Genomic DNA, 19483 nt, shown 5'->3' on the forward strand with positions numbered 1-19483 from the left:
CCGCCACGCGAGGTACCCCGCCGGCCGTCCGGGACCGGCTCAGTCCAGGGTGACCCGCACGCCGATCGTCCCGCCCTTGCCGAAGCGCAGCACGTTCGCGGTGAGCGCGATCGCGCAGAGCGGCCCGTACTTGCGGCGCAGCAGCCTGCGGTAGGCGGGGGCGCGCGCGGAGTCGAGGACGGCGGTCGCCGGGACCTGCTCGCCGAGCAGGGTGCCGCGGATGTCGCTCGGCCCGACCAGGACGTCGGAGCGGTTGCGCAGCCGCTTGACCTTCCCGGTGCGGGTGACGGTGGTGAAGACCAGCGCGTCCCCGTCGCGCGCCACCCAGACCGGGGTGTTCACGGGGGTGCCGTTCCTCCGGTGGGTGGTGAACAGCAGGTACTTGGCGGCGGCGAGCTCCGACAGCCGGGCGGAGGCGGCCGAGGAGGCGGTCGCGGGGGCGGTCGCGGAGGAGGCTCCGGCGCGGCCCGCGGACGGGGCCGGGCCGGCGTTCAGCGGGCGGGAGGTGTCCATGCGCGCCAGCGTAGGAGGGCACAACGGGGCCCGGCTGGAGTCCTGTTGGGGCCGCCCGGTGCCGCCGCCACGCCCGGCCGCGCCGGGTGCGGCCGGGAGCCGTCCCCGGCACCTGCCAGAATGCAGGGCGTACGGCGAAAGCACTGAAGGAGAAGGTGACCGGCTTCGTGACCACGCCAGTCGAACAGGTGGCCCGGCAGGCCCAGCAGGCGATCGAGCGCAAGATCGCGGAGGAGCTGGGCGTCCGCGAGGGGCAGGTGAAGGCGGCCGTCGACCTGCTCGACGGCGGCGCGACCGTCCCCTTCGTGGCCCGTTACCGCAAGGAGGTCACCGGCTCCCTGGACGACGCCCAGCTGCGCGCCCTGGAGGAGCGGCTGCGCTACCTGCGGGAGTTGGAGGAGCGCCGGACGGCCGTCCTGGAGTCGATCGAGGCCCAGGGCAAGCTCGACGACGCGCTGCGCGCCCGGGTGCTGGCGGCCGATTCCAAGGCCCGGCTGGAGGACATCTACCTGCCGTTCAAGCCGAAGCGGCGGACGAAGGCGCAGATCGCCCGTGAGGCCGGGCTGGAGCCGCTGGCCGACACCCTGCTGACCGACCCGACGCAGGACCCGGCGGCGCTCGCCGCCCGGTACCTCAACGAGTCCGTCGCGGACGGCGCGGCCGCGCTGGAGGGCGCCCGGGCGATCCTCGTGGAGCGCTTCGGCGAGGACGCCGACCTGGTCGGCTCGCTGCGCGAGCGGATGTGGACGCACGGCAGGCTGGTCGCCACCGTGCGCGACGGCAAGGAGCAGGACGGCGCCAAGTTCGCCGACTACTTCGACTTCGCCGAGCCCTACACCAAGCTCCCCTCGCACCGCATCCTGGCGATGCTGCGCGGGGAGAAGGAGGAGGTGCTGGACCTCGAACTCTCGCCGTACGACGGCGAGGAGGGCGACCTGCCGGGCGAGAACGACTACGAGCGGCGGATCGCCGCCCGGTTCGGCGTCGCCGACCGCGGCCGCCCGGCCGACAAGTGGCTCGGCGACACCGTCCGCTGGGCCTGGCGCACCCGCGTGCTGGTGCGCCTCGGGATCGACCTGCGCGCCCGGCTGCGCGCCGAGGCCGAGGACGAGGCGGTGCGGGTGTTCGCGGCGAACCTGCGCGACCTGCTGCTCGCCGCCCCGGCCGGCACCCGCGCCACCATGGGCCTGGACCCGGGCTTCCGCACCGGGGTGAAGGTCGCCGTGGTGGACGCCACCGGCAAGGTCGTCGCGCACGACACGATCTACCCCCACCAGCCGGCCAACAAGTGGGACGCCGCGATCGCGACCCTGGCCGCGCTGGCGAGGAAGCACGACGTGGACCTGGTGGCGATCGGCAACGGCACCGCCTCCCGGGAGACCGACAAGCTCGCCGAGGACCTGCTCAAGCGCCACCCCGAGCTGAAGCTCACCAGGGCGATGGTCAGCGAGGCGGGCGCCTCGGTCTACTCGGCCTCCGCGTTCGCCTCGCAGGAGCTGCCGGAGCTGGACGTGTCGATCCGCGGTGCGGTCTCGATCGCCCGCCGGCTGCAGGACCCGCTGGCCGAGCTGGTGAAGATCGACCCGAAGTCGATCGGCGTCGGCCAGTACCAGCACGACCTCAGCGAGGTGAAGCTCTCCCGCTCGCTGGACGCCGTGGTCGAGGACTGCGTGAACGCCGTCGGCGTGGACGTCAACACGGCCTCCGCACCGCTGCTGACCAGGGTCTCCGGCATCACCGGGACGCTGGCCGACAACATCGTGGCCCACCGCGACGCCAACGGCCCGTTCCGCACCCGCCGGCAGCTCAAGGACGTCTCCCGGCTCGGACCGAAGGCCTTCGAGCAGTGTGCGGGCTTCCTGCGCATCCCCGGCGGCGACGACCCGCTGGACGCCTCCAGCGTGCACCCCGAGGCCTACCCGGTGGTGCGCCGGATCCTCGCCTCGACCGGCGGCGAGCTGCGCGAGCTGATCGGCAACGGCGAGCGGCTGCGGGCCCTGCGTCCGGCGGACTTCGCCGACGAGGTGTTCGGCGTCCCGACCGTCACCGACATCCTCGGCGAGCTGGACAAGCCGGGCCGCGACCCGCGCCCGGCGTTCCGCACCGCGACCTTCAAGGAGGGCGTCGACAAGATCGGCGACCTGGAGGTCGGCATGGTGCTGGAGGGCGTGGTGACCAACGTGGCCGCGTTCGGCGCCTTCGTCGACGTGGGCGTCCACCAGGACGGCCTGGTGCACGTCTCGGCGCTGTCCCGGACCTTCGTCAAGGACCCGCGCGAGGTGGTCAAGCCGGGCGACATCGTGAAGGTCCGGGTGGTCTCGGTGGACGTGCCGCGCAAGCGGATCGGGCTGACCCTGCGGCTGGACGACGAGGTCGGCCGGGACCGGGGTGACCGGGGCGACCGGGGCGGGGAGCGTGGCGGCGACCGCGGCCGGGGTGGCCAGGGCGGCGAGCGGCAGGCCCGCCCGCCGCGCCAGGACCGTCGGGGCGGCGGCCAGGAGCGGCGCGGTCAGGGCGGCTCCGGCGGCGCCGCGGCGCCGTCCAACAGTGCCATGGCGGACGCGTTGCGCCGGGCGGGCCTGACCGGCGGCGAGGGCGGCTCGGGGGACCGGCGCTCCGGCCGGCGCTGAGCGGCCGCCCGGGCGCGAGAACACGGCGGCGGGGCCGGTGGACGACTGCTCCACCGGCCCCGCCGCCGTACCCGCCCGCCCGCTCAGACCAGCAGCTTGTCCTTGGCCTTCTGGTACTCCTCCTCGGAGATGGCGCCCTTCTCCCGGAGGTCGGCCAGCCTGGCGAGGTCGTCGACGTGGCTGCCGCCCGTGCCGCCCGTGCCGCCCTCCGGCCCGCCGGCGGCCGCGTCGCGGATGTACGTCTTGAACGCGGCCTCGGTCTGTCTGGCCTGCTCGACGTCCCGCTCACCCATCGACTTCCCGCGGGCGATCACGTAGATCAGCACGCCGACCAGCGGGATCAGGATCACGAGGATCAGCCAGCCGGCCTTGCCCCAGCCGCTCATGTCGCGGCTGCGGAAGATGTCCGTGATGATCTTGAACAGCAGGAAGAACCAGAGGATCCAGAGGAACAGCTCCAGCATCGTCCAGAAGATGTTGAGCAGCGGGTAGTTGTCCATAGCCGAGTCATATCACCGCAAAACGGACATCGTGCTCCGGTGTACGGCCATTCCGGTGGTTCTCGGTGCCGGCGGGAATAACCCCGGCCGCGGGAGACCGGGTGTCAGCCGGCGCCGGCAGCCGGGTGCCGGCCGACCTCGGGTGCCGGGCCCCGGCCGATGCGGCAGGCCGGGTGCCGGGCCCTGGTCGATGCGGCAGGCCGGAAGTCGGCCGTTGCGGCCGGACCGGTGTCAGCCGAGCCCTGCGCGGCGGCGCAGCTCCACCGCCAGGCCGACCAGCTCGCCCCACCACTCCTCGTGCCCGGCCAGCAGCAGCCGCTGCGCCTCGGCCGCCGGCACCGCCCGCACCTCGACCACCTGCTCGCCGTCCGCCGGGTTGGTCGGCGTCGAGTCCACCGAGACCTCCGCCCAGCCCCACAGCCACGCCTTCTCGGGGTGCGGCTGCCACGGCCGGTACGGCGTCGGGTCGTCGGTGCGGCAGCGGTGCGCGCCCAGCCAGTCCGGCTCGCCCAGCAGTCGGGCGCCGGCCTCCTCCCGCAGCTCGCGCTCCAGGCAGGAGGCGATGCTCTCGCCCTGCTCCCGGGTGCCGCCGGGCAGGAACCAGTGGTCCCGGTCGTCGCGGCAGAGCACCACCCGGTCCCCGGTGAAGCCGACCAGGTGGATGTTGGTGACCAGTTCGTCCGGCGGCAGCTCGGTGGAGAACAGGGCGTCGTACCTGCCCCACGTCCAGTACTGCGGCGCGTGCAACGCCGGGAAGAGCGCCGCCAGTTCGGCGGCTCTGCCGGAGGTGTCGGTGCGGTCCGTGGTGTCTGTCATTCGGTGATCGTAGTGCCGGCCGGGAAACGGTGGGGGGCGCTCGGATGGACGAGGGAGATGTCGGAGGTGGAGATGGCGCGCGGCCGCCGGACCCCCGAACCGGCCGGTTCGCCGACCCAACTCCCCAACGCCATCTCGGCGGTGATGCCCGGTCCGAAACCGGCGATCAGCCCCGGGGTGCCGTCCGGCACGCCCCCCTCGGCGAACAGCCGGGCGAGCGCGTCGAACACCACGGCGCTCGCGATGTTGCCGCGTTCGGTGAGGGTCGCGCGGCTGTGCCGGAAGGCGGCCGGCTCCAGGCCGAGGAACCGGCAGAGGTCGTCGAGGATCCGCGGGCCGCCGGCGTGCACGATGTAGAAGCCCAGCCCGGAGGCGTCCCAGCCGTGGTCGCCGGCCAGGCCGCGCAGGGCCGGGGCGAGCATCTCCATGGTGCCGGGCACCCGTTTGTCCAGCTGGAAGTGGAAGCCGGTGTCCTTCACCCCGTACGAGATCCAGTCCTCGGTGTCCGGGACGAGGTGCGAGCCGTTGCGCTCCACCTGTACGCCCGTGCCGCCGCGCCCGCGCATCACGACGGCGGCGACGGCGTCCCCGAACAGCCCGTTGGAGAGCAGCGAGCCGACGCCGAGGTCGGTCGGCTGGTAGCAGAGCGAGCAGAACTCGCAGGAGACGATCAGCACGTTGGCGCCCGGGTACGCGCGGCAGAAGTCGTGCGCGCGGCTGACCGCGGCCCCGCCGGCCGCACAGCCGAGCTGGGCGACCGGCAGCTGGCGGGTGTCGGGGCGGAAGCCCAGGGTGTTGATCAGCCAGGCGGTCAGCGAGGGCATCATGAAGCCGGTGCAGGACACGTAGATGATCAGGTCGACCTCCCGGGCGCCCAGCTCGGCGTGGAGCAGGGCCCGCTCCACCACCTCGGGGACGCGTCGCCGGGCCTCCCGCTCGTAGACCGCGTTGCGGGCGGTGAACCCCGGGTGGGTGAGGGTCCGCTCGATCGGCTGGACCAGGTGCCTGGTCCGCACCCCGGTGTTCTCGATCAGCCGCAGGGCGAGGCCGAGTTGCGGGTGGCCGGCGTGCAGGGAGCGGGCCAGGTCGAGCGTCTCGTCGAGGGTGACGACGTGCTCGGGCACGGCGATGGCCGGGCGGCAGAGTGTTGCCATGGGTGAGGGTCTCTTGTGAGGGGCCTGGACGGGCGGGGTGCGGGGGGTGGGGGTGTGCGGGCGGGGCCTGGACGGGCAGGGGGGCGCGGGCTGGGGCGTGCGGGCTGGGGTGTGCGGGCGGTCGGTCACCGGGGGCCGGTCACCGGACCGCTCGGTGACCGGCCCCCGGGGTCGGTCACCAGGCGACCGGCAGGGTGCGCGGGTAGCGCCAGATCGAGCCGGTCTGCCAGTCCAGTTCGGACGGGTCGACGGCGAGCCGCAGCCGGGGGAAGCGCCTTAGCAGGGTGCCGACGGCGACCTGCAGCTCCATCCGGGCCAGGTGAGCGCCGAGGCAGTGGTGCTGGCCGTGGCCGAAGGCCATGTGGGTCGGCGCCCCCCGGTCGAGGTCCAGCTCGTCGGGCCGCTCGTAGACGGCCGGGTCCCGGTTGGCGGTGAGGTAGGACACGTGTACGGCCTCGCCCGCCCGGATCGGCGTGCCGCCGAGCTCCACGTCCTCGGTGGCGACCCGGGCGATGCCGACGCCCTGGCGGAACGGGATGAACCGCAGCAGCTCCTCCAGGCCGCGCGGCAGCAGTTCGGGCCGGGCGCGCAGCTTGGCCAGCTGCTCGGGGTGGGTGAGCAGCGTGTAGGTGATGTTGCTGAGCTGGTAGGTGCTGGTGTCGTGACCGGTGACCAGCAGGACCATCGCCATGACGGCCAGCTCCTGGTCGTCCAGCAGCTCCTCGCCGTCCCGGGCGGTGGCCAGGGCGCTGATCAGGTCCTCGCCGGGGTGCGCCCGCCTGGCTGCCGTGAGCTCGGTGAAGTAGCCGCGCAGCGCCGCCTTGGCGGCCTCCTGGCCGTCCCGGCCGCCCGGGCCCGTCGCCATCATCGCCACGGCGTGCCCGCGCAGTTCGGCGCGGTCCGGCTCCGGGATGTCCAGCATCTCGCAGATGGTGGTGAGCGGGAGCCGGCCGGACAGGAAGTGGGCCAGGTCGGCGGGGGAGCCGTGCTCGGCCATCTCGTCGAGGCAGCCGTCCACGATCCGCTGGGTGGCCGGGCGCATCCGCTCCACCTGGCGGTTGGTGAAGCCCCGGGCGACCAGCCTGCGCAGGCGGTTGTGGGCCGGCGGGTCCATCAGGTTGATCGACTCGACCTGGGCGATCGGGGCGGGCGTCATCCGCGGCAGGTCGCGTCCGATGCCGGCGGCGCGGCTGAACCGGCGGTCGGTGGTGACCACCTTGACGTCCTCGTAGCGGGTGGCCAGCCAGGCCTCCCCCTCGCCGTGCGGCAGCCGGATCCTGGCGACCGGGGCCTCGGTGAGCAGCCGCCTGAGGAGGGGGTCGAACTCCAGGCCGTCGGTGTGGTCGAAGGGGCAGTCCCACACGGGGGCGGTGGTGGTCACGGGCCTGTCCAATTGTCCTGGTACTGCTTTCTGTGTCCTGCCTGCCGTGAACGGCCTGCTGTGAGCCGCCCCCGGTGCGACCCGGCCGGATGGGCCGGGTGGAGCGCCGTGGGCGTACCACCCGGGGGCGGATTCCTCGCCGGGCCCTGTTGTTCGGGCCCGGACAAGCCGATGTTCCCCCATGGATCGGCAAAAATCTTGCCTGCCAAGGGAGTTCGCTCAAATGAGTGAGCCGGATGATGGTCATGTGATGCGACGGCATTCTCGCGGTGTTCTCGCCGTCTTCTCGCGCGGTATTTCCGGCGTGCGCGGGGCACCGGTGGCCGGTGGGTGGCGGTCGGTGGCGAGGGCGTGGCGGGGCGTCGGCCGTTCGGTGCGACCCGGTGGCCCGACACCTGACGTGCGGTCAGGGGCGGGTGTTCGAGCGCCTATCATCACGCCATGGCCACCCCTGAGCTGATCCGCATCGTCTCCCGCTCCTCGCCCATGGCGCTCGCCCAGGTGGAGCGCGTCCGCGCCGAACTCGCCGCCCTGCACCCGGGGCTGCGCACCGAGGTGGTGCCCGTCACCACCTCGGGCGACCGCTGGACCGGAGACCTCGCCCGGCTGGGCGGCAAGGGCGCGTTCACCAAGGAGGTCGACGCCGCACTGCTCGCCGGGGAGGCCGACGTCGCCGTGCACTGCCTCAAGGACGTCCCCGCCGACCGCCCGCTGCCCGCCGGCACCGTCTTCGCCGCGTACCTGCGCCGCGACGACATCCGCGACGCCCTCGTCCACCCCGGCGGACTGACCCTGGCCGAACTGCCGCCCGGAACCCGGATCGGCACCTCCTCCGTCCGTCGGGTCGCCCAACTCGCCGCCTCCCACCCGCACCTGGTGTGCGTGCCGATCCGCGGCAACGCCAACAGCCGGCTGGCCAAACTGGCGGCGGGCGAGGCCGACGCCCTGCTGCTTGCCGTCTCCGGCCTCGAGCGCATCGGCGAGCAGGCGCGGATCACCGAGGTCCTGGACGTCGACGCGATGTGCCCGCCGATCGGGGCCGGCATCCTCGTCCTGCAGTGCCGTGAGGACGACGAGGCGACGATCGAGGCCGTCGCGGCGATCGGCCACCGTGACACCTGGCGCGAGGCCGCGGCCGAGCGGATGTTCCTGCACGTGCTGCAGGGGCACTGCAACAGCCCGATCGCCGGCTACGCCAGGGCCGAGGCGGACGGCCGCCTCTCGATGCGCGGCCGGGTGTTCAGCCCGGACGGCAAGCAGGTGCTGGACGCCCACGAGTGGGCGGGTGCGCTCAGCCCCGAGGACCTCGGCACCTCGACCGCGCTGGCGCTCAAGCGGCAGGGCGCGCAGGAGCTGATCGCGGGCATCCCGCACTGATCGGGCGGTGGGCGGGTGCCGGGCGGGTGCCGGCCTTGTGCTGACTGCGCCGGTCGGGCCCGGAGGCCGGTCGGGTCGCCCGACCGCCGGGCGTGCGTCCGGATCGTGCACGCCGGATCGTCGGGAGAGCCCGGAGGCCGTCCGCCCGCCCGAGGGCCCGGCGGGTCGGGCCGCCCGGGTCGTGTGCCCGCCCGTCCGTCCGCAGGTCAGGCCGTTCGCACGCCCCTCTTCCGGCCGCTCGGTTCGCCGGGCTTGCGGCAGAACCGGGCGGGTGTTCGAAGCGTCCGTTGGGGCGTGATCAGTGGAGTTATCGACCGAATCCCGATGTTCTGGCCCGGACTGCTGCTCGCCCTGGTCCCGGCGGCGCTGCTGAACCGGCCGGCGGGGCGGCTGCTGCGCGCGCACTGGGCGGTGGGCTTCCTGCTGCTGCTCGGGCTCGGCGGGGTGGTCACGGCGACACTGCTGCCGGACGCGTTCCGACTGTCCGCGGACGCCGTCCGGCACTGCGCCGTGGCCGGCGGGCGGCCGCGCTCGGCGCACGAGCTGCTGACCGTCCGGCACCTGGACCTCAAGCTGGCGGCCTTCGCCCCGGTCGGGCTCGCGGCCGCCCTGGCCGGCACCCGGCGGCGGGCCGTGCAGGCGCTGATCGGCGCGGCGGCGCTGCCGTTCGTGGTGTCGGCGGTCCAGTACGCGGTGCCCGCGATCGGGCGCCAGTGCGACGTACAGGACGTCTGGGACGGCGTGCAGGGCATCGTCATCGGCGCGGGCACCGGACTGCTGGCCGGGCCGCTGCTCCGCGCCGGGTGGTCCCGGTCGCGCCGGGAGGGCGCGGCCGGCTGAGGCGCGTCCGGCGGATCCCGCCGGATCCCCCTCGGCCAGTGGGAGGGTGCGGCCGGGCGCGGCCAGTGCTCGGGTCGGTGTTCGGGGCAGTGCTCCGGGCAGTGCTCGGGGCAGTGCTCAGGCCAGTGCTCGGGTCAGTGCTCCGGCCCGTCCTCGCCCGGCAGGAGCGGGAAGAGGCGGGCCACGGCGGCGACCGGGCGGGCGTCGGCGGGCCGGGCGGCCGGGTCGTCGTCGCGGTCGCGGTAGCGGGCGAGCACCCGGCGGATCTCCGCACCGACGGCGGACAGCTCGGCGGGGGTGAGGTGGACGACGGCACTGAACGCCTCGTCCCGGCGCCAGTCGGCGGGAGCCCCGTCCCGGTGGGCGAGCCAGCGACGGTAGCTCTCGTCCTCCAGGCCGCGCGCGAGCTCGCCGAACCCGTCCGCCTCCTGTCCCGCCCCCCGGGCCGGGTGCCCGGCGGGGGCCTCGGCAGGGTCCGGCTCCCGCGGCAGGCGCCAGGGCCGGGCACGTCCGTCGACGGGCGGGGCCTCCTCGACGAGCCCGTGGCGGGCCAGCTGGCGCAGGTGGAACGAGCACAGCCCCGAGCTGAACCCGAGCCGGGCGGCGGCCTCGGTCGAGGTGAGCGTGCCGGTCTCGGCGAGCAGCCGGAGCAGGGCCGTGCGCACGGCGTGCTCGGGCAGTGTGCCGGTGGCGGGGGCGGTGAGGTCGTCGGTCACTTTGCAAAGTCTGCTACTTTGCAAAGCAGCTGACAAGCCGTCGGCCACCCGTGGCCGGAGCCGAATCGACGAGGGAGCGCCGATGTCCGAACTGCGTGAACGCCCGACCGTCCTGCGGATCACCGAGGTCGGGGAGGAGATCCTCCGTCGCACCTGCCGCCCGGCCGACGCGACGGACTACGGCAGCGAGCGGCTGGCCCGGCTCATCGACGACATGTTCGCCACCATGTACGCCGCCGACGGGTGCGGACTCGCCGCCAACCAGGTCGACGTGGACCTCGGCCTCTTCGTCTACGACTGCCTCGACGACCGGGGAACCCGGCACGTCGGCCACGTCCTCAACCCGGTCGTCGAACCGCAGGAGCCGGGCCGCCGACTGATCGAGGACGCGGAGGGCTGCCTCTCCGTACCCGGCGCCAACACCGAACTCGCCCGCCCCGCCCGGGTGGTGGTACACGGCTTCGACCGCGACGGCGAGCCCGTCACCATCGAGGGCACCGGCTACTTCGCCCGCTGCCTCCAGCACGAGACCGACCACCTCAACGGCGGCCTCTACATCGACCGGCTGTCCGGCCGCGACCGCAAGCGCGTCCTGCGGCAGTCCGCCGACCGCCGCGAGTCCGTCTTCGCCGAGCGCGCCGCCCGAGCCGCAGCCGCAGCCGCCGCGAGGCCCGCGGGCTGACCATCGCGCCTGTTCACGCGGTCCGGCCCCGTCGAGGATCCTCAGATGCGGTCCGGCCGAGTGGGCCGACGTTCCGGCGACGGGCGACGTGACCGGCGCGGTCAGGGAAGCACACCCTGCCGGTTCGTCCATGGCCTGCTCCGCCGGATCGGTCGGATCGGTCGGATCGGTCGGGTCGATCGGCGAGGCGGCGTCCGGCCTCCCGTCCACGGGGTCGGTCGCTCCCGACTCGCCTGACTCCGAACGAGTTTCACCGCTCCGGGCGGCGGCCCGGGCGGCGGCCGGGCGTGGGTGGGGCGGTGCGCCGGTAGATGCTGCCGCCCGGTGCGTACCAGCTCGCCTTCTTCCGGACGGCCGGGCTCGGATCCCCGGTGCGGGACGCTTCCAGCGCGGCGGCGGCGCGCGCGTCGACGTGGACGAACTTGCCGACCAGCTCGGCGGCCATCGACCGGACCAGCGGGGAGGAGTCGGTGGCCAGATGCCGCAGCGCGGGTTCCAGGACCCGGTCCGCCCCCGGCGCGCAGGTGTCCCCCTTGCACCGGTCACAGGCCAGCGCGTGGAACGCGGCCACCCGCACCCGGGCGTCGGAATCGTCGGCCATGGTGATGAGCGCGGGCATGGACTCGATGTCCACCAGGTGGTCCAACAGGCGGCAGCAGCCCTCCCGGACGGCCGCGTCCGGATGGGACAGCCCGGCGCGGACGGCGGCGATCACGCCCTCCCCGCGCCGCAACAGCTCCTGGTAGGCCGGCACGGCGCGTTGCGGGTCGGCCAGGCAGGAGACGAGGGACTGGTCGTCGGTGCTGACGAATCCGAGCATGGCCCGAGTGTCCGGCGGCCCGGCCCCTTCCGGCAACGGGATTTCGCCGCCCCCGACGGCGCCGCCGGCCGGGGGTCGGCGTCGGCCCCCGGTCAGGCGCCGGTCCCGGTCAGGTGCCGGTGGAGCGCCCGTGCCGAGGAGGCCACCTGCGCGGCGGGCACCTCCAGGTGGCCACCGGGATTGGCGTGCAGCACCTTCGCCCGGGTGCCGAAGGCGTCGAACAGCGCGAGCGCCGCCTCGCGCGGCACCAACTCGTCGTCCCACTGCACGACGAACTCCACCGCGGCGTCGACCCGGGCCGCCGGCCGGTCCAGCGAGCCGTGCCCGGCCAGCCCGAACACGGCCGCCGTGATCCGGGGTTCGGCGGCGGCGAGCGGAACGCCGACCACACTGGCCAGCGACAGACCCCAGTACCCGACGGGACCGTCCGCACCGACCTCGTCCAGCCGCTGCAGGGCGTCCAGCACCGCCCGCCACTCGGGGACGGCCCGTTCCGCGAGCGCGGCGGTGTGCCGGGCGACCCGTTCGCCGATCGGCTCACCGTTCGCCAGCAACTCGCCGACGGCGGCCGGGAACCACTCGTCCTCGGCGGTCCGCGGGCGTTCACCGTGCCCGGGCGCGTCGAGGCCCGCGACCGCGAAGCCGCACCGCGCCACCCACCGGCGCGCCCGCTGCACCAGCCCCGGTGCCAGCTTGTGCTGACCGCCACCGTGCCCCTGCAGCACCAGCGGGCGGCCGCCGACCGCACCGGCGGGGGACCACAGCACCCCCGGGACGCCGTCGAGCGTGAACCGTCGTTCCGTGACGCCGCCGTCGGTCGTCTCCGAACTGAAGCGCATGAGCCCCCCGACCCTCGCGGGCGGCGCCGGATCCCGCCCTGCCCCCGTCCCCGCCCGCCGCATTCTCGCCGAGAACCCTCGCACGCTCCTCCCGGTTTCGCCCTCAGCAGCCGTGCGACGATCCCGGACGGCTCTGCGCTCCCCCTTGGACGACGACGGAAGCGGCCCGGGGAGGGGCTCCTCCGCGCCACCGACCGGGCGGCGCAACCCCAGCAGGCCCGGTCCTTGCTGCGCAGGAAGTCGGCCCATCCGACTTCCCGTGCGCAGCTCCTGTGTCGCCCGTGCGGTTGGAATATGTAGACCGGGCGTCATATTCTGCGAGGTGGCGAGGCGTGGAGTGGGAAGTCGGTGGGGTCGACTTTCTGTGTGGCGGCTGCTGTGGAGGGGGCTGCATATGTAGACCGGTCGTCATATTCGATTGCCCGCTTTCTCGCTGATTGCTGGGGAGGCGCACTGGAAGTCGATGGCTTCGACTTCCTGTGTGTGAGGGGTGCGACACTCGCGGAGTCTGTAGACCGGTCGTCATATTCGCTTCGGGTGCCCGGGGTCCTGGGGGCGGGGGAGTGTCGGGGGGGCGGGGCTAGGGTGTGGCTGGTGGACGACCAGTACTTCGCGTTGGCGTACAGGGGTGAGGCTCGGTGCCCCGTCTTCCTGAACGGTGTTCTCCACGAGGAGTTCGCCGAGGGGGCCTTCGACCGGCCGATGACGTACGGCTGGCAGCACGACGCCCCCGGGCAGGGGCCGCCCGGTGACCTTCCGGCCGAGCTGTGGCTCGTCACCAAGGACCGGTCCTACGGCTTCGACTTCCACACGGCCTTCGGCGGACACGTCGTCAGTGCGGGTTTCCTGGAGCTGCTGCGGGCCGGGGACACGGGTGACTGGCAGGTGTCGCGGCTGCAGGTGGTGTCCGCGAAGGGGCGTCCGATCCCGGCGAAGGAGTACTACTTCGTACGGTTCCCGCGGTCCGCGCTGCTGAGCACCGAGCGGCTGGTCGATCTGGAACGGTCGCGGATCGACCTGCGTCGTGACGGTCAGGTCAAGAAGGTGTGGGAGTTGCGCTTCGCGGAGTCGCCGGAGCGGGACTTCTTCCTGCTCGACTCGGTGGCGCTGTCGGGGGTCGCGTTCTGCTCCCGCCGCTTCGCCGAGGCCGCGGAGCGGCTGGGGCCGAAGGGTGTCGAGTTCGTGCCGTTGCCGGGGATCGGATCGCTGCAGAGCGCCTGACCCGGACTCGTCCGAGCCCGGGCCGGGCGCCCAGGGCCGGGTGCCGTGGGCGGTCAGTGTGGAACGGGCGGCGAGGTGGGGCCGAAGGCGCGCTCGGCGGCGGTCATCACCCAGAGCGGGAACTGGTCGAGGGGGAGTGCCGGCGAGGCCGGGAAGTCCGGGCGGATGGCGGCGTCGGGGAAGAACGCCGTCCGGCAGCCGAGGCAGAGCCAGCCGGCCTGCCAGACGCTCAGGTTCTGCTGCCACTGGGCCTTCTGGGCGGGCAGGACGATCGCGGCCGCCTGGCGGCGCCGCCGCCGGGACACGGCCTGCACGATCAGGCCGCAGACCACCAGGAGGCCGGGGAGGACGAACGGGCCCAGGCGGTAGCCGAGCCGGTAGGCGGCGTCGTAGCGGTCGAGGTCCCGGGCTCCGTGGAGCAGCGAGACGACGCCGAGCACGGCGAGGGCGGCGGCGATGCCGTAGAGCACCGTCGATGCCGTGCCGGCCTGCCCGGGTGCCGGTCGGGGTTCGGGCGGCGGGGCCAGCAGCGCGCGGGTCGGGCCGTCGAGGGGTGTGCTCGGGTCGGCCACCGCCCGGGGTATCGGGACGGTGTGGTCCGGCGCGGCGCACTGGGGGCAGGTGGCACTCATCGAACGGGTTCGCTCCTGGTGCGGACTGGTGCCTGAACGGTGGACCCGCGTAGTACACCACGGGCGGTCGGGCGGCTCGGTGCCCGGTCGGGCGGTGCCCGGCCGGTGGGCTACCGGCCGTTGCCGTCGAGGAGGGAGCGGGTGAGCCGGTCGGCGACCGTACCGTCCAGTGGGGCGTGGCCGAGCAGGAAGCGGTACCAGAAGACCCCGTAGACCTGGTCGACGACCAGGTCGAGGTCGGTGTCCTCGGCGAGTTCGCCGCGTTCGCGGCCGCGGGCGAGGAGTTCGCGCAGGGCGGTGCGGCGGGTGGCGGTGAAGCTCTGCATGAGGTCGGCGAGGTGGGGGTCGCGGGCGGCTTCGCGGACGAGGGTGCGCAGGGCGGGGGCGGTGGGGCCGCGTTGGGCGCCGTCGAAGGTGGTGGCGACGAAGGCGCGGAGGTCGCTGCGCAGGGTGCCGGTGTCGGCGCCGGGGACGTCCTGGTCGGCGCGGTCGGTGAGCGCGTCGAGCAGGACGGCGCCCTTGGACGGCCACCAGCGGTAGACGGTCTGCTTGCCGACGCCAGCGGTGCGGGCGATGGCGTCGATGGTGACGGGTGTGCCGTCGGAGGTGGCGAGCAGGCGGAGAGCGGCGTCGAGGATCGCCTGGTGGGCGGCCTCGTTGCGGCGGCGTCCGGTGTGCGGGCGGGTGGGGGTCGCGGGGGCGCCCGGGTCGGTGGTGTCCGGAGTCGCGGTATACGGAGCCGCGGTGTCCGGAGCAGGGGCGCCCGGGTTGGCCGGGGTGTCGGGCCGGGGGTCGGTCGCTGGCATGGCGGTCCCTCTTCTCTGCTGCGGTTCGCTGCATCCCCTTGACAAGACTAACAGTCTCGACAACCATCATTACCGGAACTAGCGGTCTCGACAAACCGGAGGATGCACCACCATGAGCACCACCTCTGAACTCTTCGCCGGACAGCACGTCGTCGTGATGGGCGGCAGCTCGGGCATCGGCGAGGCCTCGGCCGCCGCCTTCGCCGCGGACGGCGCCGAGGTCGTGATCACCGGCCGCGACCGGGAGCGCCTGGACGCGGCCGTCGCCCGGATCGGCGGCAAGACCACCGGTCACCGGGTGGACGCCGCGGACGCCGAGGCGGTCGCCGCCTTCTTCGCGGAGGTCGGCACCGTCGACCACCTGGTGGTCGCGGTCAGCGGCGCCGCCGGCAGCGGCCCGTTCGCCGGGCTCGATCTGGCCGATCTGGCCACCGGGTTCGACGCGAAGTTCTGGCCGCAGGTCCGCGTCCTGCAGGCGGCGCTCCCGCACCTGCGCCAGGACGGTTCGGTCACCCTGATCACCGCGGCCTCCGCCCGCGCCGCCATCCCCGGCACCGCCGGGCTGGCCGCCATCAACGGCGCCCTGGAGGCCATGGTCCCGCCGTTGGCCGTCGAGCTCGCCCCGCTGCGGATCAACGCGGTCTCGCCGGGCGTGATCGACACCCCGTGGTGGGACCGCGTCGCGGTCGAGCAGCGGACGGCGCTCTTCGACGGCCTCGCCGCGACCACCCCGGTCGGTCGGGTCGGCCGGGCCGAGGACGTCGCGCGGGCGATCCACCTGCTCGCCGCCAACACCTTCGTCACCGGTGTCGTGTTCGACTGCACCGGTGGGGCCAACCTTCCCACCGGGCGCTGAACCGGGGATAGTCGGATGATCGCGCCCGGTCCGGAGTCAGCCCCGGACCGGGCGCGCACCCGGGCGGACGACCCGGGTGCGGCCGGGCGGTCCGCTGCCCGTGCGCACATCCGTGCGGTGGAGGTTGACGACCCGGCGCCGCGGCCCGGGGTGTCACCCGTGCGGGGGCGTCACCACGCGGCCTCGCGGTAGTCCTTGAGGAACACTCCCGACACCGGGTGGCCGGCCTCCCCGCGCACGATGGGGTCGTAGACCCGGGCCGCGCCGTCCACGACGTCCAACGGGGTGCGGAAGCCCTGGTCGGCGAGGTGGGCCTTCTTCGGCGCCGGGTTCTCGTCGGTGATCCAGCCGGTGTCGACGGCGCACATGTGCACGCCCTGTCGGGCGAGTTCGGCGGCACTGGTGCGGGTGAGCATGTTGAGCGCGGCCTTGGCCATGTTGGTGTGGGGGTGGCCTGCGGTCTTGTTGCGGACGGCGAAGCGGCCCTCCACCGCGGTGACGTTGACGATGTAGCGGGCGGGGTGCGGCGAGGCGAGGAGGAGGGGGAGGAGGCGGTCGCACAGGAGGGTGGGGGCGAGGGCGTTGACGAGCTGGGTCTCCAGGACCTCCGCCGGGTCGAGCGAACCGAGCCGGACGGACCAGGAGTTGGCCGGGGAGAGGTCGGGCAGCAGCCCGGCCTCGTCGGTGAGGTCGAGCAAGGAGGCGGCACCCGAAGGGAGTTGGGCGAGCGCGGAGAGCGGCTGGAAACCGGGGGCGTGGGTGACGGCCCGGCGCTCGGCGGCGGGCAGGGCGCTGCGCTCGCCGGCGGCCAGCAGGGCGTAGGACTCCGGCGGGCGGCGCAGGGTCTGCGCGGCGTTGTTGACGAGGACGTCCAGCGGCCGGCCCTCGGCGGTCAGCCGGTCGGTGAGCCCGATGACCTGGCGCGGGTCGCGCAGGTCGATGCCGACCACGGTGAGCCGGTCCCACCACTGCCCGCTGCCCTCGGCGGCGCGGAAGCGGCGGACGGTGTCGTGCGGGAAGCGGCTGGTGACGATGAGCTCGGCGCCGTCGCGGAGCATCATCAGGGCCAGGTGGTAGCCGATCTTGACGCGCCCGCCGGTGAGCAGGGCGCGGCGGCCGCGCAGGTCGGTGCCCAGGGTGCGGCGGCCGGTGTTGTCGGCGGCGCAGTCCGGGCAGAGCATGTGGTAGAAGGCGTCGACCTGGTGGTACGGCCCCTTGCAGACGTAGCACTTGCGCGGGATCCGCAGGTCGCCGACCGGCCCGTGGGCGGTGGCGAGCGGTGCGTCCTCGCGGCGGTGCCGGGCGCCGGTCGCGGTGCCGGCGAGCAGCTCGGCGTCGGCCTGGCGCAGGGTGTCCCGGGCCTCGCGGCGGCGGAGTTTGCGGCTCTCCGTCACGAAGGAGCGGAGCTGCCGCTCGGCGTGCTGCCGGGTGCGGGAGTGTGCGGGGAGGGTGCGCAGTCGGCCGAGGGTGCGGTCGAAGGCGGCGAGCTCCTCGGCGGTGAGGTCACGGCCCGCATCGCCGACGCGGCCCGCATCGCCGACGCGGCCCGCAGCTTCGACACGGCCTGCATCGCGGACGCGGCCCGCAGGGCCGGTCGTGCCGCGGCCGTCGGCGGCTTCGGCCGCCGACGTGGTGCCGGTGTGCTGGTTCTCGTCGTCCCGGACCGTCATGCCGGTCATGTCCGCCCCCTCTGGTCGTGCAGGTGGGTGGGACTGTAGTGGACGGTCCGGCCTGATGAGATGCCAATTTCCGGGCGGTCGGCCCCCCGGCATCGCCGCCCGCCGGGAACGGGCCTCGGTCCTCCGGAACGCCGAGGTGCCGGCGGCCTCCCGGCCCGCCGGCACCTCGCCCCGCGGTGATCGGCCCGCGGATCAGCCCGCGTACTGCGCGAAGATCTTCGCGAACTCGTACGGCTGCTGCGGGATGTTGGTGCACTTGGACAGCGAGCCGCCGGTGCAGGCGTTGGCGTCCCGGGTGGCGTCCCAGAAGGCCAGCATGCCGAGGTGGTTCTGCTTGGCGAAGTTCACCAACTGCTGGGCGGCGGCCTGGTTGTAGATCTGGTGGTCGTCGTTCTCGCCGAGCATCGGGGTGACCCCGACCATGGCCCACAGCTGGGCGTCGGTCCGGGCCGGGTAGAGCGCCTTGAGCTGCCCGAAGAGCGCCTGGGCGGCCTGGACGGCGGCGTTGCCGTAGTCGGTGCCGGCCCGGTAGTAGTCCATGGCCATGATGTTCACCAGGTCGACGGCGACGCCCGCGTCCCGGGCCGACTTGACGATGGCGACGCCCTCGGAGGTCAGGCCCTCGGGCAGGACGGGCAGGGTGAACGAGACCTTGAGGCCCGGGTGGGCCTGCTGGAGCCTGGCGAGCGCGGCGGAGCGGCGGTCGTTGGAGACGGTGTCGGCGATGGCCGCGCCCTCGATGTCGAAGTCGACGTAGCGCAGGCCGTAGGCGTTGACCACGGCGTCGTACTCGTTGAACAGGGAGTCCACCGAGGTGCAGGCGGCGGCGAGTTCGGTGCCGCTGGCGCCGCCGAAGGAGAGCTTGACGTCGCCGCCGGCCGCCCGCAGCGCGTCGATCTGGTCCTTGGCCCAGCCGGTGCGCGGGTCGTAGGCGTTGAACCAGCTGGCCTTGCAGCCGACGGCGGTGACGAAGCCCATGGTGTAGGCCTTGAGGTTGCCGGCCTTGGCCATGGCGGGCATGGACGGGGTGGGCCAGGCGCCCATGTCGATGTACGGGGCGACGGGCACGGCGACGTTGGGCGGCGGGGTGCTCGGCCCGCCGGTCGGGGTGCCGGTCGGGCCGCCGGTGGGCGTGCCGGTCGGGGTGCCCGAGGTGGGCGGGGTGGTGGGGGTGCCGCCGGGGCCGGTGAGCGTGACGTCGTCGGCGAGGTAGGCGCCCTGCCCGTACCAGCCGTGCAGGTAGACGGTGACGCTGGTGGTGGCCGGTCCGGTGGTGAAACTCGTCGACAGCTGCTGCCAGTCGGCGCCGCCCGGGGTCCAGGTGGCCGGGTCGGTGACGCCGCTGCCGGTGGCGCCGAGGTAGACGTACTGGCCCTGCACCCAGGCGCTGAGCTGGTAGGTGGTGTTGGGCCGCACCGCGACGCTCTGGCCGCACTGCGCGGTGTCGCTCGCGCCCACCGCCCCCTTCAGCGCGTGGCTACCGCTGTGGGCGCCGGAGTTGACGACGCTGCCGGTGCCGCCGGAACAGCTCCACGGGCTCAGTGCGCCGCTCTCCAGGCCCGGGTTGGCGAGCAGGTTGCCGGGAGCGTCGGCGGCTCCGGCGTTCCCGGCGACGACGGCCAGACCGCCGGCGGCGAGCGCGGTGGCGGCGGCCAGGCCGAGCAGCTTGGTGCGGCCGCCGGAACGGCGGTGCGTGGGGGTGGGTCGGGGCGCGCTGGGCATGGGGGTGCCTCTCGGGACGTGGGGCCGCCCGCGCCGCGAGGGGGGAGACACGGTGCGGGCGGCAGCTTGGGGGCTGGTCCGGTGCGGGGGCGGATCCGGTGCGTGGGGAGCGCGGTGCGGGGGAGCGGTGCGGGGTGGGGCTGCGCGGTGCGGGGGAGCGGTGCGCGGTGGGGCTGCGCGGTGCTGAGCATCAAACTGGACTAGACCAGCTGTGCACGTCAAGCACTTCCGGCGCATCGGAAGGCCGCCCTGGGAAGGTTTTAGGAAGTGTTTAAGGCGGGGTTCCGGACGCGCCGGTG

At 74.2% G+C, this 19483-nt stretch carries 18 protein-coding genes; 6 read left to right on the forward strand and 12 right to left on the reverse strand.

Features of this window, described 5'->3' with window-relative positions:
- Positions 1–39 precede the first annotated feature (39 nt).
- The gene (locus ACIA8Q_RS21145; RefSeq protein ID WP_396317545.1) at positions 40–513 is read right to left on the reverse strand and encodes a PPOX class F420-dependent oxidoreductase; all 474 of its coding nucleotides are present in this window, start codon (positions 511–513) and stop codon (positions 40–42) included.
- 167 nt (positions 514–680) lie between these two features.
- Between ACIA8Q_RS21145 and ACIA8Q_RS21150 the strand changes: the two genes are divergently transcribed.
- Positions 681–3143, forward strand: coding sequence for a Tex family protein (locus ACIA8Q_RS21150; protein ID WP_360213066.1), 2463 nt, complete (start codon positions 681–683; stop codon positions 3141–3143).
- An 83-nt stretch (positions 3144–3226) separates the two neighbouring features.
- Here the strand turns inward: ACIA8Q_RS21150 and ACIA8Q_RS21155 are convergent, their stop codons facing one another.
- The 4 genes from ACIA8Q_RS21155 to ACIA8Q_RS21170 form a co-directional block, all read right to left on the reverse strand.
- Positions 3227–3643 carry an SHOCT domain-containing protein gene (locus tag ACIA8Q_RS21155; protein ID WP_396317546.1) on the reverse strand — a complete coding sequence of 139 codons (417 nt, stop codon included), beginning with the start codon at positions 3641–3643 and terminating at the stop codon, positions 3227–3229.
- Positions 3644–3874: 231 nt separating this feature from the next.
- Positions 3875–4459: an NUDIX domain-containing protein gene (locus ACIA8Q_RS21160; protein ID WP_360213070.1), complete on the reverse strand. Its 585-nt coding sequence runs from the start codon at positions 4457–4459 to the stop codon at positions 3875–3877.
- Positions 4456–5613: a type III polyketide synthase gene (locus tag ACIA8Q_RS21165; RefSeq protein WP_396317547.1), complete on the reverse strand. Its 1158-nt coding sequence runs from the start codon at positions 5611–5613 to the stop codon at positions 4456–4458. The genes ACIA8Q_RS21160 and ACIA8Q_RS21165 overlap by 4 nt, the downstream gene beginning before the upstream one ends.
- 175 nt (positions 5614–5788) lie before the next feature.
- Positions 5789–6994, reverse strand: coding sequence for a cytochrome P450 (locus ACIA8Q_RS21170; RefSeq protein WP_360213074.1), 1206 nt, complete (start codon positions 6992–6994; stop codon positions 5789–5791).
- Positions 6995–7435: 441 nt separating this feature from the next.
- Here ACIA8Q_RS21170 and hemC point away from each other — a divergent pair, with 441 nt between their 5' ends.
- The gene (hemC, locus tag ACIA8Q_RS21175; protein WP_360213076.1) at positions 7436–8371 is read left to right on the forward strand and encodes a hydroxymethylbilane synthase; all 936 of its coding nucleotides are present in this window, start codon (positions 7436–7438) and stop codon (positions 8369–8371) included.
- Positions 8372–8695: 324 nt separating this feature from the next.
- Positions 8696–9211: a hypothetical protein gene (locus tag ACIA8Q_RS21180; RefSeq protein WP_360213078.1), complete on the forward strand. Its 516-nt coding sequence runs from the start codon at positions 8696–8698 to the stop codon at positions 9209–9211.
- Between the two features lie 134 nt (positions 9212–9345).
- Here the strand turns inward: ACIA8Q_RS21180 and ACIA8Q_RS21185 are convergent, their stop codons facing one another.
- Positions 9346–9927: a winged helix-turn-helix domain-containing protein gene (locus ACIA8Q_RS21185; protein WP_387904875.1), complete on the reverse strand. Its 582-nt coding sequence runs from the start codon at positions 9925–9927 to the stop codon at positions 9346–9348.
- 82 nt (positions 9928–10009) lie between these two features.
- On the opposite strand from ACIA8Q_RS21185, the gene def reads away from it, so the two are divergent.
- Positions 10010–10609 (forward strand): peptide deformylase, encoded by a 600-nt coding sequence (gene def, locus ACIA8Q_RS21190; RefSeq protein WP_360213082.1) that lies wholly within the window; start codon positions 10010–10012, stop codon positions 10607–10609.
- Between the two features lie 250 nt (positions 10610–10859).
- Here def and ACIA8Q_RS21195 read toward each other — a convergent pair whose 3' ends face one another.
- The gene (locus ACIA8Q_RS21195; protein ID WP_360213084.1) at positions 10860–11429 is read right to left on the reverse strand and encodes a HEAT repeat domain-containing protein; all 570 of its coding nucleotides are present in this window, start codon (positions 11427–11429) and stop codon (positions 10860–10862) included.
- A gap of 92 nt (positions 11430–11521) precedes the next feature.
- Positions 11522–12268: an alpha/beta hydrolase gene (locus tag ACIA8Q_RS21200; protein WP_396317548.1), complete on the reverse strand. Its 747-nt coding sequence runs from the start codon at positions 12266–12268 to the stop codon at positions 11522–11524.
- 594 nt (positions 12269–12862) lie between these two features.
- Between ACIA8Q_RS21200 and ACIA8Q_RS21205 the strand changes: the two genes are divergently transcribed.
- The gene (locus ACIA8Q_RS21205; protein WP_396317549.1) at positions 12863–13489 is read left to right on the forward strand and encodes an Imm43 family immunity protein; all 627 of its coding nucleotides are present in this window, start codon (positions 12863–12865) and stop codon (positions 13487–13489) included.
- A 53-nt stretch (positions 13490–13542) separates the two neighbouring features.
- Here ACIA8Q_RS21205 and ACIA8Q_RS21210 read toward each other — a convergent pair whose 3' ends face one another.
- Both ACIA8Q_RS21210 and ACIA8Q_RS21215 read right to left on the reverse strand, forming a co-directional pair.
- Entirely contained in the window at positions 13543–14121 is a 579-nt protein-coding gene (locus ACIA8Q_RS21210; protein ID WP_360213090.1) for a hypothetical protein, read from the reverse strand.
- Positions 14122–14231: 110 nt separating this feature from the next.
- Entirely contained in the window at positions 14232–14927 is a 696-nt protein-coding gene (locus ACIA8Q_RS21215) for a TetR/AcrR family transcriptional regulator (RefSeq protein ID WP_360213092.1), read from the reverse strand.
- Between the two features lie 112 nt (positions 14928–15039).
- Here ACIA8Q_RS21215 and ACIA8Q_RS21220 point away from each other — a divergent pair, with 112 nt between their 5' ends.
- The gene (locus ACIA8Q_RS21220) at positions 15040–15783 is read left to right on the forward strand and encodes an SDR family oxidoreductase (RefSeq protein ID WP_360213094.1); all 744 of its coding nucleotides are present in this window, start codon (positions 15040–15042) and stop codon (positions 15781–15783) included.
- Positions 15784–15953: 170 nt separating this feature from the next.
- On the opposite strand, the gene ACIA8Q_RS21225 is transcribed toward ACIA8Q_RS21220, so the two are convergent.
- Both ACIA8Q_RS21225 and ACIA8Q_RS21230 read right to left on the reverse strand, forming a co-directional pair.
- A complete protein-coding gene (locus tag ACIA8Q_RS21225; RefSeq protein ID WP_360213096.1) occupies positions 15954–17462 on the reverse strand; it encodes an SDR family oxidoreductase in 1509 nt (502 codons plus the stop codon).
- 192 nt (positions 17463–17654) lie between these two features.
- A complete protein-coding gene (locus tag ACIA8Q_RS21230; protein ID WP_360213098.1) occupies positions 17655–19184 on the reverse strand; it encodes a carbohydrate binding domain-containing protein in 1530 nt (509 codons plus the stop codon).
- Positions 19185–19483: the final 299 nt, after the last annotated feature.

Source organism: Kitasatospora sp. NPDC051705 (assembly GCF_044453265.1).
Lineage (GTDB): Bacteria > Actinomycetota > Actinomycetes > Streptomycetales > Streptomycetaceae > Kitasatospora.